This window comes from bacterium SCSIO 12696 (genome assembly GCA_024397955.1).
Lineage (GTDB): Bacteria > Pseudomonadota > Gammaproteobacteria > Pseudomonadales > Porticoccaceae > SCSIO-12696.
In genome coordinates this window covers 1933427-1950168 of the sequence record CP073744.1, presented here as the reverse complement: position 1 = coordinate 1950168, position 16742 = coordinate 1933427, and the positions used below count along the sequence as shown (strand labels likewise).

The 16742-nt window shown below is 55.1% G+C and carries 15 protein-coding genes; 8 read left to right on the top strand and 7 right to left on the bottom strand.

What is annotated here, in order from left to right; translation table 11 throughout:
• Positions 1 to 31: 31 nt before the first annotated feature.
• Positions 32 to 553, bottom strand: coding sequence for a phosphatase PAP2 family protein (locus KFE80_08990; GenBank protein ID UTW44530.1), 522 nt, complete (start codon positions 551 to 553; stop codon positions 32 to 34).
• A gap of 395 nt (positions 554 to 948) precedes the next feature.
• Here KFE80_08990 and KFE80_08985 point away from each other — a divergent pair, with 395 nt between their 5' ends.
• On the top strand, positions 949 to 2151 hold the full coding sequence (locus tag KFE80_08985; GenBank protein UTW44529.1) for an efflux RND transporter periplasmic adaptor subunit: 1203 nt from the start codon (positions 949 to 951) through the stop codon (positions 2149 to 2151).
• On the top strand, positions 2148 to 5288 hold the full coding sequence (locus tag KFE80_08980; GenBank protein UTW44528.1) for an efflux RND transporter permease subunit: 3141 nt from the start codon (positions 2148 to 2150) through the stop codon (positions 5286 to 5288). Before KFE80_08985 ends, KFE80_08980 begins: the two co-directional genes overlap by 4 nt.
• 3 nt (positions 5289 to 5291) lie before the next feature.
• On the opposite strand, the gene KFE80_08975 is transcribed toward KFE80_08980, so the two are convergent.
• From KFE80_08975 to KFE80_08950, 6 genes are all read right to left on the bottom strand, one after another.
• A complete protein-coding gene (locus KFE80_08975; protein ID UTW44527.1) occupies positions 5292 to 5714 on the bottom strand; it encodes a GNAT family acetyltransferase in 423 nt (140 codons plus the stop codon).
• A gap of 12 nt (positions 5715 to 5726) precedes the next feature.
• Complete coding sequence (gene hemF, locus KFE80_08970; GenBank protein ID UTW44526.1) at positions 5727 to 6629, bottom strand: oxygen-dependent coproporphyrinogen oxidase; 903 nt, start codon at positions 6627 to 6629, stop codon at positions 5727 to 5729.
• Positions 6630 to 6715: 86 nt separating this feature from the next.
• Positions 6716 to 7276 (bottom strand): threonylcarbamoyl-AMP synthase, encoded by a 561-nt coding sequence (locus KFE80_08965; GenBank protein ID UTW44525.1) that lies wholly within the window; start codon positions 7274 to 7276, stop codon positions 6716 to 6718.
• A gap of 7 nt (positions 7277 to 7283) precedes the next feature.
• The gene (purE, locus tag KFE80_08960; protein UTW44524.1) at positions 7284 to 7790 is read right to left on the bottom strand and encodes a 5-(carboxyamino)imidazole ribonucleotide mutase; all 507 of its coding nucleotides are present in this window, start codon (positions 7788 to 7790) and stop codon (positions 7284 to 7286) included.
• A 153-nt stretch (positions 7791 to 7943) separates the two neighbouring features.
• Positions 7944 to 9056, bottom strand: a complete 1113-nt coding sequence (dprA, locus tag KFE80_08955; protein UTW44523.1) for a DNA-processing protein DprA — start codon at positions 9054 to 9056, stop codon at positions 7944 to 7946.
• A 98-nt stretch (positions 9057 to 9154) separates the two neighbouring features.
• The gene (locus KFE80_08950) at positions 9155 to 10171 is read right to left on the bottom strand and encodes a LysM peptidoglycan-binding domain-containing protein (protein ID UTW44522.1); all 1017 of its coding nucleotides are present in this window, start codon (positions 10169 to 10171) and stop codon (positions 9155 to 9157) included.
• A gap of 152 nt (positions 10172 to 10323) precedes the next feature.
• Between KFE80_08950 and KFE80_08945 the strand changes: the two genes are divergently transcribed.
• The 6 genes from KFE80_08945 (at position 10324) to KFE80_08920 (ending at position 16702) form a co-directional block, all read left to right on the top strand.
• Positions 10324 to 10830: a peptide deformylase gene (locus KFE80_08945; GenBank protein UTW44521.1), complete on the top strand. Its 507-nt coding sequence runs from the start codon at positions 10324 to 10326 to the stop codon at positions 10828 to 10830.
• The gene (gene fmt, locus KFE80_08940) at positions 10827 to 11792 is read left to right on the top strand and encodes a methionyl-tRNA formyltransferase (protein ID UTW44520.1); all 966 of its coding nucleotides are present in this window, start codon (positions 10827 to 10829) and stop codon (positions 11790 to 11792) included. Before KFE80_08945 ends, fmt begins: the two co-directional genes overlap by 4 nt.
• Entirely contained in the window at positions 11789 to 13090 is a 1302-nt protein-coding gene (gene rsmB, locus KFE80_08935; GenBank protein ID UTW44519.1) for a 16S rRNA (cytosine(967)-C(5))-methyltransferase RsmB, read from the top strand. The genes fmt and rsmB overlap by 4 nt, the downstream gene beginning before the upstream one ends.
• 29 nt (positions 13091 to 13119) lie before the next feature.
• On the top strand, positions 13120 to 14514 hold the full coding sequence (gene trkA, locus KFE80_08930; GenBank protein ID UTW44518.1) for a Trk system potassium transporter TrkA: 1395 nt from the start codon (positions 13120 to 13122) through the stop codon (positions 14512 to 14514).
• 69 nt (positions 14515 to 14583) lie between these two features.
• A complete protein-coding gene (locus KFE80_08925) occupies positions 14584 to 16032 on the top strand; it encodes a TrkH family potassium uptake protein (GenBank protein ID UTW44517.1) in 1449 nt (482 codons plus the stop codon).
• Positions 16033 to 16225: 193 nt separating this feature from the next.
• Positions 16226 to 16702, top strand: coding sequence for a nuclear transport factor 2 family protein (locus tag KFE80_08920; GenBank protein ID UTW44516.1), 477 nt, complete (start codon positions 16226 to 16228; stop codon positions 16700 to 16702).
• Positions 16703 to 16742 lie beyond the last annotated feature (40 nt).

The window sequence follows — 16742 nt, the reverse complement described above, 5'->3', positions numbered from 1 at the left end:
GCCACTCCATTGCCGGTTGCAAAAGAAGACGCTACATCCAGGGAATGGCCATCAGGGCGATGGAGCTGCCCATGGTGGCACCGGCGAGAATATCGGTGGGGAAGTGCACCCCCAGAAACACCCGAGATGTGCCGACCAGGCAGGCCCACAGGTACAACAACCACACCAGTGGCAGGAACAGGTGGCTCATCAGGCCGGCCATCAGAAACGCAGCGGAGGTGTGCCCGGAAGGCAGGCTGAATTTGTCCGACGGAGTGATAAAACTCTCGAACTCTGGCAGTGCATCCGCTGGGCGATCCCGCTTGAGCAGATTCTTCAAGGCGAAATAGATGCATCGCTCGATGGCGTAGGCGGCCAGGATGACCCAGAAAATACGTTCGCCGCGGGCGCCGAACAGCAACAGAATCGCCACTGCCACCAAGGGGTAAAAATACCCGTCTGCGGTGAACGAGATGGTGCGACTGAGCCGCGACCACAGGGCCAGATGTTTGCGCCGCATGCACCAGGTAAAGGCTCGTACATCGAACTGATGAATGGCCTGAAGAACTTTCATGCTGCTCCGAATATGGGTTCGATGCATTATCCGGCTCATCGCTGCCACACCTCATGTTAGTACCCTGTAACGTGGTGTTTTTCCTACAGTTGAACAGAGCCTAGGAGGTGTTTGTGACAGCCGGATAACAAAATGAAGTCAAATAAGTGACCGTTAAAAACCGGCGTGGCGTTTCGCCGCAGGCTATTGTCTTACATAGGGGGGGCGGATGCCACAACTGAGTAGTGGTATTTACCGTCCTCGGCGGTTGTAAACCCACTTCAGGATAGGAGTTCGCAGCCCACATAGCGTGTAAATATTGGTAAAAGCGATTAGCTGACCCCTTTGTGTTTTCCATAATGGCCAATTAGCTCCGCCTTCAGCACCCTGGCTTCCTAAAGAGCAAAGAGAACACTATGAGCTCATCCACTCAGCGCAAGCTGTTACCACTGTTCATCTTGGCGGCTTTTGCCGCAGCTACCAGCGCTTTGTTCTTGTATGGCCCCAAACCCAAAGAGCGGCCGGCTGTCTCTGCCGCTCCTCAGGCCCTGCCGGTGGTTTACGCACAACCGAAAAGCCGCTATGCCATCGTCACCAGCCAGGGCACCGTGCGTCCGAAGTGGCAAGTGGACTTGGTGGCGGAAGCCTCTGGCCGCGTGATTTCCATGTCAGACCAGTTTGTCAGCGGCGGCTTTTTCCGCGCTGCCGATGAGCTGTTGAAGGTAGAGCCCCTGGAATACGAAGTTGCCCTGGCACGCAGCGAGGCTCGCCTGGCTCAGGCACAACAAGTGTTGTCTCAGGAGCGTGGCCAGGCGCGTTTGGCTCAACGCGAATGGCAGGAGTTGGGCAGCAGCGAAGCCAACGACTTGTTTTTACGCAAGCCACAGATTGCCGCGGCGGAAGCTGAAGTGAAAGTGGCGTTGGCGGAACTGGATCAGGCGCGAGTTAATTTACAGCGCACTCGACTAACAGCTCCCTTTAGTGGCCGCTTGCTGGAAGCCAATGTTCAGGTGGGTGACCGGGTTGCGATTGGCACTGCAGTGGGCAAAGCGTTTTCTACCGATGTGATGGAAGTGCCACTGCCTTTGACCAGCAGCCAGCTGGCGCTGGTGGACTTGCCCTTGCACGCCGGTGCCAGTATGGATATTCCAGTCGCCTTTGCCGTGGAAGTTGGCGGCACAACTCACACATGGCATGGCAATATCGTGCGTACGGAAGCGAGTTTTGACACCCAGAGCCGGGTGGTCAATGCCGTTGCTGAAGTGCGTGATGCCTACCAAAAACGTGAAGATGGGGCACCGCCGTTTGCGCCCGGTTTGTTTGCACGAGCAGAAATTACTGGCAGGCCTTTTGACGACGCCATCGAACTGCCGCGAAGCGCCATTTACGAACGCACCAATGTATTGGCACTGGATGACAACAATCGTCTGCAGGTGATGCCAGTGAACGTGCTGCAAAGTGCCAGTGAGACGGTTTTGGTGCGCGGCGTATCGCCGGGCACCGCGATTTTGTTGGAACGCCCATCTTTGTTGGTTCGCGGTATGGCCATTCAGCCACTGTTGCAGCCTCAAGCTACAGCCAGTGGCAATGGCCAAACCGAACCCGTGAGCCAGCTATGAACGATAAAGGTATCATCGCCTGGTTTGTAAAAAACCCCATCGCTGCAAACCTGTTGATGCTGATGATCCTGATTGGCGGCATCGTCAATATCCCCAACCTGAATATCGAAATGTTTCCCGAGCGGCCACCGGATTCGGTGACCATTACCATCCCCTATCCGGGGGCTGCCCCTGAAGAGGTGGAAGAACAAATTACTTTGCGCCTGGAAGAGGCGGTCAGCGATGTGGATGGGGTGGAGCAAATTGTCAGCAACTCATCCCGGGGCTTTGCTGAAGTAACGGTAACGGCCCTGCCCGGTGTCGATGCGCAAAAACTGCTCAGCGATATCAAAGCTCGGGTAGACGCCATCAACAGCATCCCCAATGAAGCAGAGCGCGCCAATGTGCGCCATCAGATATTTCGGCGCAGTGTGGTGGAGATCGCCGTTGCAGCGCAGATGGATGAGGCGTCGCTAAAACTCCTCGGCGAGCGGGTGCGCGATAGCTTGAGTACATTGCCGGGCGCCGATTTTGTCGGTGTTGAAGGGATTCGTATTGGTGAGATATCGGTGGAAGTGTCTGAACAAAGCTTGCGCCGCTTTAACCTGAGTTTTGCCCAGGTGGCGGCGGCTATTCGCCGATCTTCCATCAACCAGTCCGCTGGGCAAGTGCGTACAGAAGAGGGAGCCATTCAACTGCGCACCACCGGTCAGGCTTACACCATTAATGACTTTGAAAGCATTGTGGTGGTGCAAAATCCCGATGGCACCAGCATCAAGTTGGGCGAGGTGGCCCGAGTCACCGACGGTTTTGAAGATGTGCGGGTGAAGAACCGTTTTAATGGCAAGCCGGCAGTCTTTATCGAGGTCTTTAGCACTCAGGACCCAGACATTATTGAAACCGCCAATGCGGTCAAACAGAAAATTGAGGAACTGCGCACCGAGTTGCCCCCCGAAGTGGATGTCACCATTTGGCGCAACCGGGCCGCCTACCTGGAAAACCGCATGAACCTGTTGGGCAGTAATGCCCTGGGTGGTTTGTTGCTGGTGTTTGTGTTGCTGATGCTGTTTCTGCGCCCGGCCCTGGCGTTCTGGGTGGCCATGGGCATTGGCATTTCCTATTTGGGTACCTTGGCGTTGATGCCGGTGCTGGGTATCTCCATCAATATTCTTTCCCTATTTGCGTTCCTGCTGGTACTGGGGATCGTGGTGGACGATGCCATTATGGTCGGTGAAAGTGTGCACAGCCAAAATGAGCGCGGCATCCGCAACGAAGCCGGCGCCATTGCCGGTGCGCGCAGTGTACTGCGGCCGGTGAGCGTGGCAGTGATCACCACGCTGATGGTATTCGGTGCCATGTTGTTGTTGCCCAAGCAGACTCTGCGCTTGTTTACGGTGGTACCCCTGATCGCGCTGCCTGCTCTGGCGATTTCGTTGATGGAATCGTTTTTGATTCTGCCTTGCCACTTGCGCCACCTGAAGCCGGAAACTGACCCCAAGAACCGCTTTTTGCTGGCACTGCACAATATGCGCCTGAAAACCGCTCAGGGTATGAGCTGGTTTGCCAGTGAAAAATTTGGCCCCTTTGTGAACAGCGTTGTTCGCCACCGGCTTTCCACAACCGTATTGTTTGCGGGCATATTGGCGGTGACCTTGGCGTTGTTTATGGGCAACTGGGTGAAGTCCAGCTTCTGGCCAAGAATCAGCGGCGAAACTGTGCGTGGCAATATTCTGCTGGTGGATGGCCTGGCTTGGGACGATGTGCTGGGTACCGCCCAACAAATTGAAGGTGCCGTGGGAAAAATGCGCACCGAAGCGGACTTTATCGCCAGCAACGGCGAGCCCATTGTTAAAAACATGCGCCTGCGAGTGCGCGATAATCGCATTGATTACCGCCTGGAAATGCTGGGCGTTGAACACCACAACGTGTCGTCGCGGGCGGTGGAATTGCGCCTCAAAAAACTCATTGGCCCGTTGAGCAATGTGGAACAGTTTGAATCCCGCTCTACCATGGGGCGCTGGCGAACCAAGGACATCAGCTTTGTAGTGTCTGGCCCCAATGGCGACACCCTGGCCAGCGCAGCCGCCATGCTCGGCCAACAAATGGGGCGTATTGTTGGTGTTGCCGATGTGGAAGACACTCTGCGCGAAGGCGCACCGGAAATACAATTTACCTTTAAGGCCGGAGCCGAGTCATTGGGCATTGGCCTATCTGATGTGTCGCGCCAGTTACGTCAGGCGTTTTATGGTGAAGAAGCGCAACGTATCGCTCGCTTGCGCGAAGACGTCAAAGTGATGGTGCATTACCCGAAAGCGGAACGCCAGAATCTGGACAGCCTTAGCGAGTTTCGGGTGCGCACGAATGATGGCCGTCAGTTGCCCTTGCAAGCGGTAGCGGATGTGTCTTTTACCAAAGTGCCTTCTTCGATTATTCGCAATGATCGTAAGCGCTCGATCACCATCAGCGCGGATTTGATCGACGATGGGTTGTCCACAGAAGAGATTACTCGTCAGGCGAGAGCGTTTTTCAATGAGCAGGTAAAACCCCTGTATCCGACGGTTTCCTTTGACCTGGATGGTGCAGAAAAAGACCGCAAGGAATTTGAAGGCGCCTTTGGCAAGGTAATGATTTTGGTCGTACTGGCTATTTTTGGCCTGATTGCGATTCTGTTCCACTCCTATTGGCAACCGCTATTGGTTCTGTCCGCTATTCCTTTCGGCCTGGCCGGAGGAATCATTGGTCACTTGGCGTTGGGCATGCAGTTGAGCATGATGAGTTTGATGGGCATGTTGGCTGCGGTGGGTGTGGTGGTTAACGACAACCTGGTGTTGATCGACCGAATCAACCATCTGCGCAAGGCCGGTAAAAACGCCTTTGATTCCGTGGTGCAGGCGGCCAAAGATCGTTTCCGCCCCATCGTATTAACGTCCATTACCACCTTCTTTGGCCTGATGCCGATCCTGATGGAAAAAAGCACTCAGGCGAAGTGGTTGATTCCCACCGTGGTGTCGCTTTCCTGGGGTGTGGTCGCGGCGACCTTTGTGACCCTGCTGTTGGTGCCCTGTTTGTATATGTTGGGGGAAGACATCAAACGCTGGTTCACTGGTTTGTGGGGCGGCGACAAGCAAGCCCAACCAAAAGATATGGCGGAAATTTAACGGTTAGTCCTGCTCTAGTCGCTTGCCGAGCCCGATGACGTGATCGTCTCCATAACCAATGGCTTTGTAGAATTCGATCACACTCAGGTTGGTGTTGCGCACCTGCAAATTGATTTTGGGGCAGCCTTTGTCTTTGATACGGGCCTCGACAACGTCCATTAAATGGCGGCCATAACCCAAACGTTGAAACTGAGGAGCTACCGCCAGGTAGTTAATCCAGCCGCGGTGGCCCTCATAACCACCGATGACGGTAGCAACTACCTGTCCATCCGCTTCGCCCACAAGAAACAAATCTCTATCAACTTGTAGCTTCCGCGCGATGTCTTTTGCTGGATTGTTTTGTGGCACAACCAAGCCGCAGTCTGACCACAGCGCGATAACCGCTGCTTCGTCATTCTCGTGGTATGGGCGAATACTGAGAGTCATGGCACTATTGAGCTATACCCACTCTCGGTGGGGTAAAAATTGCTCGGTTAACGCCGCTTCCGCACTGCCGGGTTCTGGCTGCCAGTCGTAGTCCCAGCGCACCAGTGGCGGCAGTGACATCAATATGGATTCGGTGCGGCCGCCAGTTTGCAGGCCGAACAGGGTGCCGCGGTCGTACACCAGGTTGAATTCCACATAGCGACCGCGGCGATAGAGTTGGAAGTCGCGCTCTCGCTCACCGTACTCGGTGTCTTTGCGGCGCTCAATAATTGGCCAGTAGGCCTTGGTGTAGCTGTCACCCACGGCGCGCATCAGGGCAAAGCTTTGCTCAAAGTTGGGCTGGTTGAGGTCATCGAAAAACAGGCCGCCAACGCCTCGTGCTTCGTTGCGGTGTTTTAAAAAAAAGTAATCGTCACACCATTTTTTGAATTTGGGGTACACCTGTTCGCCAAATGGCTCGCAGGCGTCTTTGGCGGTTTGGTGCCAGTGGCGGCAGTCGTCCTCGTTGCCATAATAAGGTGTTAGATCGTAGCCGCCACCAAACCACCATACCGGGTCTTCGCCGTCTTTTTCGGCGATAAAAAAGCGCACGTTGGCGTGGGAGGTGGGTACGTAAGGATTGTGGGGGTGAATCACCAGTGACACCCCCATGGCTTCAAAAGAGCGGCCCGCCAATTCCGGCCTTGCTGCCGTGGCGGAGGCAGGCAGTTGGGTGCCATGAACATGGGAGAAGTTGACGCCGCCTTTTTCAATCACATCACCGTTGGTGAGTACTCGAGAGCGGCCACCACCACCTTCAGCTCGATCCCAGCTGTCTTCCACAAATTTACCGCTGCCATCGGCAGCTTGTAATTCGTTGCAGATACGATCTTGTAAGTCCATTAAGTAGGCTTTTACGGCGTGTTTATCGACCATGGGAAATTCTTAATTATTGGTTGGGGGGTTCAAGGTCTGGAGATTGCCACGTCGCCAGTCTTCTCGCAATCACAGTGATGGCGCTGTCAGGCTGGGCGGATAACCTTGCCGCTGGCGAGGTCGCGAATCTCGGTGGGTTTGGCTTGTTGCCCCAGTGGGCCATCGACTATGGCTGCAAGCCCTTGCTGGAAATAATCGGCTACTTGATTCGCGTCGGTGGCGGGCGGTTGGCCATGGGGGTTGGCGGAGGTAGACACCAGTGGGCCGCCAAAGGCGCTGCAAAGGGCTGCGGCAACAGGGTGGTCGGTGACTCGCACAGCCAGGGTATCGCGGCCGCCAGTGATCCATTCTGGTGCTTGACCGTTATTCGGAATTAACCAGGTGATTGGCCCTGGCCAGCTGGCGGCCAGAGTGGCATGTTTTTCATCATTAAGACCTGCCAGGAAAAATTCCAGCTGCTCAATAGCACTGGCAATCAGAATCATGCCCATGCCCTTGTCGCGCTGTTTGAGTGCCAGAATGGCTTCGCAGGCGGATTGGTTGTCTGGGTCGCAACCGAGTCCGTAAACGGCTTCGGTTGGGTAGGCAATAACGCCGCCACTGCGTAGTGCAGAGGCGGCGATTGCCAGGGAAGTGTTGTCGCCCATAGGCGGTTTACTGCGCTGCCAGTTTCTCTTGCAGGGCGGCGTCTTTGGCGACCACTGCCTGGGCGCACTCTTCGCGCTCTGCAATCAGCTTTTGGTGCATGTCAGCGTCACCCACACCGATGATTTGCGCAGCCAGGTAGGCGGCGTTTTTGGCACCGGCTTTGCCGATGGCAACGGTGGCCACTGGAATACCGCCAGGCATTTGTACGGTGGACAACAGGGCATCCAGACCGTCCAGAGAGCCGTTGATGGGCACACCGATAACTGGTTTCAGAGTATTTGCAGAAACCGCACCGGCCAAGTGAGCAGCCATGCCAGCAGCACAGATGAACGCGGCGCAACCGCGGGCATCGGCATCTTTCACATAATTGTGGGTTTGCACAGGGGTGCGGTGGGCGGAAGACACCTTCATTTCAAAAGGAATATCGAATTTTTTCAGAATTTCGATACTGGCTTCCATCACTGGAAGGTCGGAGTCGGACCCCATCAGGATCGCCACAAAAGGTTTGCTCATCGTCGTCACCGCAACAGGTAGGTTTGAAAAGAGCGCGAAGGCTACCTGAACCGAGTGGCTTTGGCAAATTTTGCGGATAAAAGCCCTATATTTATTAGTGGTTTCGCTGCTGTTGGTTGCGTGATCGGAGCATTTGTAAACTGCCTGTCGACTTTATCGAATTCGTTGGTAACGGCCTGCGCACTGCTCAATCAGATTGCTCAATTCCAAACCGGTTAACAGTCGTCCCAGCTCGGCACTGTTAAAGCCGGTACGCTCAATCAAGGTGTCGAAATCCATCGGATCAAACCCCAGTGTCTCCAGTAAGGTTTGTTCGTCGGTTGCAAGGGGCTGGTCATTCTCTATTGACGTTAACTCGCTTCTTTTTAACTCGACCATGGCCCCCAGTTGCTCGGCAATATCGGTTACGGTTTCCACCAAGGTAGCACCCTCGCGGATCAGCTGATGGCAACCGCGGGCGCCCGGCTGGTGAATCGAGCCGGGAATGGCAAATACTTCGCGCCCCTGCTCCACGGCACAGCGAGCGGTAATCAGTGAGCCGCTTTTTTGCGCCGCCTCTACCACCAAAACCCCCAAACTTAAGCCACTGATGATGCGATTGCGTTGCGGGAAATAGGCGGGTAGCGGTTTTGTGCCCGCGGGCATTTCGGAAATGATTGTGCCACCACTATTGAGAATATCCTCGGCTAACTGTTGATGTCGTTGTGGGTAGATTTGCTCTACGCCGGATGCCAACACCGCAATGGTTTTGCCGTTTGCTTGCAAGCTACCCCGATGCGCTTCTCCATCGATACCCAAGGCCAGGCCACTGGTAATTACAAAACCACAACGACTCAATTCAGCGGCAAAGCGGCGGGCATTTTCTCCGCCGCTTTGGGTGCGCCTGCGGCTGCCGACAATGGCAATTTGTGGCAGTAACAACAAGTCCAGATTGCCGCGAACATACAGGAGTGGCGGTGGGCAATGCAGTTGCTGCAACAGTGCTGGATAATCTGGCGAACTGATGGGCAGTAAGGTCACGCCGTCCCCTTGAGGTGGCGGCGGCTGTTCCAGCCAGCGGTGATGACTTTTCCTGATTTGGCCAATGACGGAAGGTTCCAATAGCCCTTGGAGCTGTGCTGGTTTTGCAGAAATGGCTTGGCAGAAAGATCCAAAGCGGCGCCACAGGCCGATCAGCTGTGTGGCATTCAGCCCCAGCTTTTGCAATTGCAGGATAACTGCAGCCTCTTGGGGTGGCGGGTGTTGTGGTAACGGTAACCTGTTCATCAGTGCATCCTTGCTTGATTTGTTTAATCCATTGCCATTATAGGCCCATAAAAAAACCGGCGTATGACAACGCCGGTTTTTTTACAAAGTGGTTCAGCTTATGGGTTGTGAACTTTGTCGCCAACCGCCAGTGGCCGATCCGCTTTCATCACCAAGCCATAGCTCATTTTTTCGAAGGTTCGAAATACCATCAACAAGCCAGCGCGCTCAGAGGGCAGCTCGACGGCTTCACCGGTGAGTCGGTCTTTGATGGTTTCGCCACGTTTGTAGATGGCCAGGATGTTGCCTTCCTCGACGCCATTGCGCTCACCTTTGTTGAGTGCAACCACATCCAGGCGGCCAATTTGATTGAGGCCGTCTTCAACGGCAATGATCAAGCCTTCCACATCTCTGCCCGGCGCTTTGGGGTAGAAGGTCGCATTAATCTTACGCTCTTCATGAGGCAGCAGGCGGTCAGCGATGCGGATTTCCTCGGCACTGCGGGTTGCATTAAAGGTGGCAACACCACTGTCGGAAATCGCTTTTAGCTTGCCGGTACCAATATCTTTGGCACGAATGCCCAGCAGTTCACCGGTTAAAGGGTCTACGTAGGGGTCGCCTTTGCGGTACACACCAAAAGTAGGTACGCCCGCTGCCAGCTCACCGCGAGCGTAAAAATCTTGGCCTGCGCCAGTCAGCAAGTGCTTGTCGGAGCCCGCCAATACATAGGGTGCTGCTTCCAGAACACCGGGTTCAACCACCCGGTTGCGAGACAGGAAGTGAGCGATAGCATCCAGCGGCAGTGCGGGAATTGCTTCCGCGTGCGGCAGTTCCTTGATTTTGGGGCTCAGCTTAACGGTGCGGCCGCGCTCTACAGTCAGCCTTGGCTGGCCATCGATATAAACGAGCTTAATAACATCGCCCGGATAAATCAGGTGGGGGTTGGCGATATCCGGGTTAACGTGCCAAATTTCCGGCCACAGCCAAGGGGTTTTCAGAAAATGCTCTGAAATATCCCACAGGGTATCGCCACTTTGCACCGTATAACGGTCTGGCACATCGTTAAAATTATCAGAATTAGCGGTAACCGCCAGGGCAATCATCCCAAGCAGACAGCCTAGTAGTGCTTTTTTCATTGCGACCCATCCTCTGGTGTATACTTATTGGTCTTTATGAGTCTTGTGGAATCGCGTAATCCATTGGGGAAACCCAATGGATTTTCAATTCCATCGCCCCAATGGTAGCAGTCAACTGCTTCGTATTGCTAGAAACAGATCACAAACAACCCATGGCCATTTTAGACATCCTCGAATTCCCCGACACCCGCTTGCGCACAAAAGCGCGACCAGTGGTCAACGTAGACGACCGCATCCGCACATTGATCGATGATATGTTCGACACCATGTACGACGCCAACGGCATTGGCCTCGCTGCCACCCAGGTGAACGTGCACGAGCGCGTGGTGGTGATGGACCTTTCCGAAGAACGTGACCAGCCCCTAGTGTTCATCAACCCGGAGGTGACCGTGCTGGAAGACGGCACCCGGGATTACGACGAAGGTTGCTTGTCAGTGCCGGGTTTTTATGAAACCGTAGAGCGCCCGGAAAACATCAAGGTGGATGCCCTGGATCGCGATGGTAACCCCTTCGAGTTGCACCCGGACGGCTTGCTGGCGGTGTGTATACAGCACGAGCTGGATCACCTCGAAGGCAAATTGTTTGTGGACTACCTGTCTCCCCTCAAGCGCCAGCGAATACGCGCCAAACTGGAAAAGCAGCAGCGCCACAAAAAATGACTGATTCTTCGCCTAGACGCCTGCGCATTGTTTTCGCGGGCACCCCGGATTTTGCCGCTCACCACCTCAAGATACTGCTGGAAGACGCCAGCCACGATCTGGTCGCGGTGTATACCCAGCCCGATCGCCCCAAGGGGCGTGGCAAACAACTGGCCGCCAGCCCGGTAAAAGAGTTGGCCCTGGCGCACCAGTTGCCAGTTCTGCAGCCACAACATTTGAAAAGCCCTGACCATCAGCAGCAGCTGGCGGCTATGAATGCCGACATTATGGTGGTAGTGGCTTACGGACTGTTGCTGCCAAAAGCGATATTGGAGACCCCGCGCCTGGGCTGCATTAACGTGCACGCTTCTCTGCTGCCCCGTTGGCGCGGTGCGGCACCGATTCAGCGGGCCATTGAAGCCGGGGATGCAGAGACCGGGGTTACCATCATGCAAATGGATGCGGGCCTGGATACCGGCGATATGCTGGTAAAAGCCGAGGTGCCGATTACCTCAGAAGATACCGCTGCCAGCTTGCACGACAAGCTGGCCGATGCAGGTGGTCCATCGCTGCTGAAAGCGTTGCAAGATTTGGCCGACGGTGCCGCACAGCCGGAAGCCCAGCAAGATAAGTTGGCCAATTACGCCGCAAAGCTGAGCAAGGCAGAAGCACTGATTGACTGGCACCAAAGTGCTGAGCAAATACATCGTCAGGTGCGGGCCTTTAATCCCTTTCCGGTGGCTTGCGCAGATATTGGCGGCCAACGAGTACGCCTTTGGCAGGGGCAGGTGGCACAGGCATCCGGTGAGCCGGGGCAGATCGTCAGTGCTGATAGCCAGGGCATATTAGTGGCCTGTGGCGGTGGGGGTTTGCGTATTACTGAGTTGCAATTGCCGGGCAAAACACGGCTGCCCGCCGGCGATGTTCTGCGTGGCAACAGCGAGTTGTTTGCTGCTGGCAGCCGCTTTGGCGCGGTGGAATGAACGTTCGGGTTGCCGCAGCCAAAGCCATTGCTGGCACTTTGCGGGAACAGGCTTCCCTGGCCACGCTGTTGCCGGAATACCAGGAAAATGTGGCGCCAAGGGATCGTGCCCTGCTGCAAGAATTGTGTTTTGGCACCTTGCGCTACTACCCCCGGCTGGCGCTGATCCTCGAACAGCTGTTGGCCAAACCCTTCAAACCCAAAGACAGCGACTTGCAGGCCGTCCTTGCCTGCGGCCTCTATCAGCTGTTGGAAACCCGCATTCCCGCCCACGCCGCCATTAGTGAGTCGGTGCAGGCGGTGGTCGCCTTAAAAAAACACTGGGCAAAAGGTTTGGTAAACGGTGTTTTGCGTCGCTTTCAGCGAGAGCAGGGCGCCATCTGCACAGAACTGTCATCCAATCCGGCTTTTGCATCGGCTCATCCGCCCTGGCTTGAAAACGCCATTCGCGATGCCTGGCCTCAACACTGGGAAAGCATTGTAAACGGCAATAACCAGCGCCCACCGATGACCTTGCGTGTCAATGCCCAGAAAACGCGCCGGCAGGCGTACATCGAGTTGCTTGAAGCCGCAGGTATGGATTGTCAGTCGTCGGCTATATCCGCCGATGGCGTGGTGCTGGCCAAGCCTCAGGATGTGGCGGAGCTGCCCAATTTTCAGCAGGGTTGGGTCAGTGTGCAAGACGAAGCCGCGCAGCTGGCGGCACAACTGTTGGATGCTCAGCCGGGCCAACGGGTATTGGATGCTTGCTGCGCCCCCGGTGGCAAAACCTGTCATATGCTCGAGCGGCAAGCTGATTTAACGGTGGTTGCTTTGGATATCGAAGACAACCGCCTGCAGCGCGTTCAGGAAAACCTGCAACGGCTGGAACTGCAAGCGGAGCTGATTGCTGCCGATGGCTGTGCCACTGAGCAGTGGTGGGACGGCCGTGGCTTTGATCGCATTCTGCTGGATGCGCCTTGTTCCGCTACTGGGGTAATCCGGCGTCACCCGGATATCAAAGTGCTGCGTCGCCGGGAAGATATTGCTAAGCTGGCGACGCTGCAGCGACAGCTATTAATGGCCTTGTGGCCACTGTTAAACCCCGGTGGCAAGTTGCTTTACGCCACTTGTTCGGTGCTGCCGCAGGAGAACGATAGCCTGGTACAGGCTGCGCTCCCACAGTTGCCCGATGCGCAAGTAGTCACCATTGATGCCAACTGGGGTTGTGCTACCACCACTGGTCGCCAATTGTTCCCCCAGCCCCATGGTCACGATGGCTTCTACTATGCTCTGTTACAGAAAGCTGTTGAAGGCTGATAAAGCAACGTTAAGCGACTAAAAACACTATGAAAATCGTGATTCTCGGTGCTGGCCAAGTGGGTGGTACGCTGGCTGAAAACCTGGCCAGTGAAGACAACGACGTCACCTTGGTGGATACCGACACCGCGCGCCTTAATGAACTGCGCGAACGCCTGGATATCGGCACTGTCAATGGCCTGGGCTCGACGCCGTCGGTACTCAAACAGGCGGGTATTGAAGATGCTGACTTGCTGGTTGCGGTTACCTCCAGTGACGAAGTGAACATGGTTGCCTGCCAGATTGGCCACACCCTGTTTCACACACCGACTCGCATTGCCCGCATTCGCACCCCCGGCTATACCGTACCCAGCATCGCCAAAGATTTGTTCAGTAAAGCTCACATGCCGGTGGACGTGGTGATTACTCCAGAGCAGTTGGTGACCGATCATATCCAGCGTTTGATCGAGCAGCCCGGTGCCCTTCAGGTACTGGAATTTGCCGATGGCCAGGTGCAACTGGTGGCGGTACGCGCCTATGAAGGTGGCCCGTTGGTGGGGCAAGAATTAAAGGCCCTGCGCGAACACATGCCCAACATCGACTCTCGGGTAGCTGCCATTTTCCGCAAAGACCGCCCGATCATGCCAGAGGGTGACACGGTTATTGAAGATGGCGATGAAGTGTTTTTTATCGCCACCAAAAATCACATTCGCAAAGTGATGAGCGAACTGCGTAAACTGGAGCGCCCCTACAAACGTTTGATGATCGCTGGTGGTGGCAACATCGGCTTGCGCCTGGCAAGGGCGCTGGAAAACGACTACAACGTCAAAATTATTGAGATGTTTGAAGACCGCTGCCAGCACTTGTCTGCGGTGTTGAATCGCGCGGTAGTGCTCAATGGCCAGGCGGCGGATCAAGAGCTGATGCTGGAAGAGGGCATTGAATCCACCGATGTGTTTCTGGCTCTCACCAATAACGACGCCGCCAATATTATGGCCTCGATGTTGGCCAAACGCCTGGGTGCTCACAAGGTGATGACCCTGATTAATACCCCCGCTTACGCCGACTTGGTGCAGGGTGGTGCAGTGGACATCGCTATCTCGCCGCAACAAATTACCACCTCCAGCCTACTGACCTATGTGCGCAAAGGCGACACTGTGCGCGTGCACTCTCTACGCCGGGGAGCCGCCGAGGCAATAGAAATTATTGCCCACGGCGACAAACGCAGCTCCAAAGTAGTGGGGCGCTCCATTGAGGAAATTAATTTGCCCCCGGGGGCCTCCATCGGTGCCATTGTTCGCGAGACCAAGCGTGGTCAAAAAGTGATGATGGGGCACCACGATTTGGTGATTGAGAACAACGATCACGTCATTGTGTTTTTGGTGGACAAGCGCCGCACCAAAGACATTGAAAAGCTGTTCCAAGTTGGCTTTACGTTCTTTTAAGGGGGTGAGGGTGGTTCGGAACTCATCGCACTTGATTCGTGGTCGCAAGCCGCACGACCGAGGTTTGTCATGCACTTTACCGTAATTGCCCGAATTCTCGGCCTGCTGTTGATGATCTTCAGCGTGGCTCAGCTGCCGTCGGTGGGTGTGGCGCTGTATTACGACGAAGAAACCGTCTTCACCTTTATTGGCGCTTTTGTGATTACCTTGGCAGTGGGCATGGTGATCTGGATGCCGTTTCACAACAGCAAACACGATTTGCGCATTCGCGACGGCTTTCTGATCACGGTGCTGTTCTGGGTGGTATTGGGCTTTGCGGGCTCCCTGCCGCTGATGTTGGGCACTGAGCCTAATCTCAGTTTCACCGATGCGGTGTTTGAATCCATGTCTGGCCTTACCACTACCGGTGCCACGGTGATGACGGGCCTGGACGACCTGCCCAAGTCCGTACTCTATTACCGCCAACAGCTGCAATGGTTGGGTGGCATCGGCATCGTGGTGATCCCGGTGGCTATCCTGCCCATGTTGGGGGTGGGGGGGATGCAGCTGTATCGGGCGGAAACCCCGGGCCCGGTAAAAGACAGCAAGTTGACCCCGCGCATTACTCAAACCGCCAAGGCGCTGTTTAATATTTATCTGACTCTCACGGTCGCCTGTGCCGGTGCTTATTGGTGGGCGGGCATGAGCTTGTTCGACGCCATTTGCCACAGCTTCTCCACCGTGGCCATTGGTGGATTTTCTACCCACGATGCCAGTATTGATTACTTTGACAGCATTGCGGTGGAGTCCATCTGCGTGTTTTTTATGGCGGTTTCCGGGCTTAACTTCGCGTTGCACTTTCACGCCCTTTACCGCCGCAGTTTGGCCCAATACGGGCGCGACCCGGAAGCCAAGATGTACTTTAAAATCATGGGTGCCGGTATTCTGGTGACGTGCAGTTACCTTTACTTCACCGGCACCTACGATTTGGAACAGAGCCTGCGCAAAGGTATTTTTGAGCTGGTGTCGATCATGACCACCACCGGCTTTGCCACCGACAACTTCGCTGCCTGGCCAACCTTCCTGCCCTTTTTACTGATTTTCTTGTCGTTCTTCGGCGCTTGCGCGGGCTCCACTGGTGGTGGCCTGAAAATTGGCCGCATGATGATTCTGGCCAAACAGGGCATGCGCGAGCTCTATCGCCTGGTACACCCAAACGCTGTATTGCCCATTAAAATTCGCAATCGCGCCATTTCCGACCGTATTGCGGATGCTATCTGGGGCTTCTTTGGTGCCTACCTGGCGGCGTACTATCTGATGGTGTTGTTGTTGCTGGCATCTGGATTGGAGTTTGTTACCGCTTGGTCGGCAACCGCTGCGGCCTTGAACAATCTGGGCCCAGGCCTGGGTGATGTGGCGGCCCACTATGGCAATATCAACGACTTTTCCAAGTGGATACTGTGTGGCGGCATGCTGCTGGGGCGCCTGGAAATATTTACTCTGATTGTGATGTGCTTGCCCACGTTCTGGCGCAAGTAACAACTGTTGGAACTTTGCCCGGTTACCCCTGCTCAAATCTACTTATAACTAAGGGGGTAATTGTGTCAGACGATGCTGACGGCGGCTTTTAAGGCGGTCGGACAGTACATTGGAGTATGTCATTCTCCAGGCCAATCTTATTCCCCGATACAACGAACAGCCACTTTTTGACCAACACCTGGAGTAACCCGAAGTGAGTACTGACCAGCCTCGCCCTCCGCTGCCACCGTTCACCCGCGAAACTGCCGTGCAAAAAGTGCGTATGGCGGAAGACGGCTGGAACAACCGCAACCCGGAAAAAGTCGCACTGGCCTACACCGCCGATAGCCAATGGCGTAACCGGGCCGAGTTCCCTCAAGGGCGTGAGCAAATTGTCGAGTTTCTGCAACGCAAGTGGGCCAGAGAGCAGGAATACCGATTAATCAAAGAACTGTGGGCGTTTGATGGCCATCGTATTGCCGTGCGCTTTGCTTATGAATGGCACGACGATAACGGAAATTGGTACCGCTCCTACGGCAATGAAAATTGGGAGTTTGACGAAAACGGCCTGATGGCCAAGCGCTACGCCAGCATTAATGATCGACCCATTCAGGAAAGTGAGCGCAAGCTTCACTGGCCCCAAGGGCCCCGTCCGGACGATCACCCGGGGCTGAGTGAATTGGGGCTATAGCAACTTTCTGACTTTTAAAAACTGCCGACACATTCTGAAT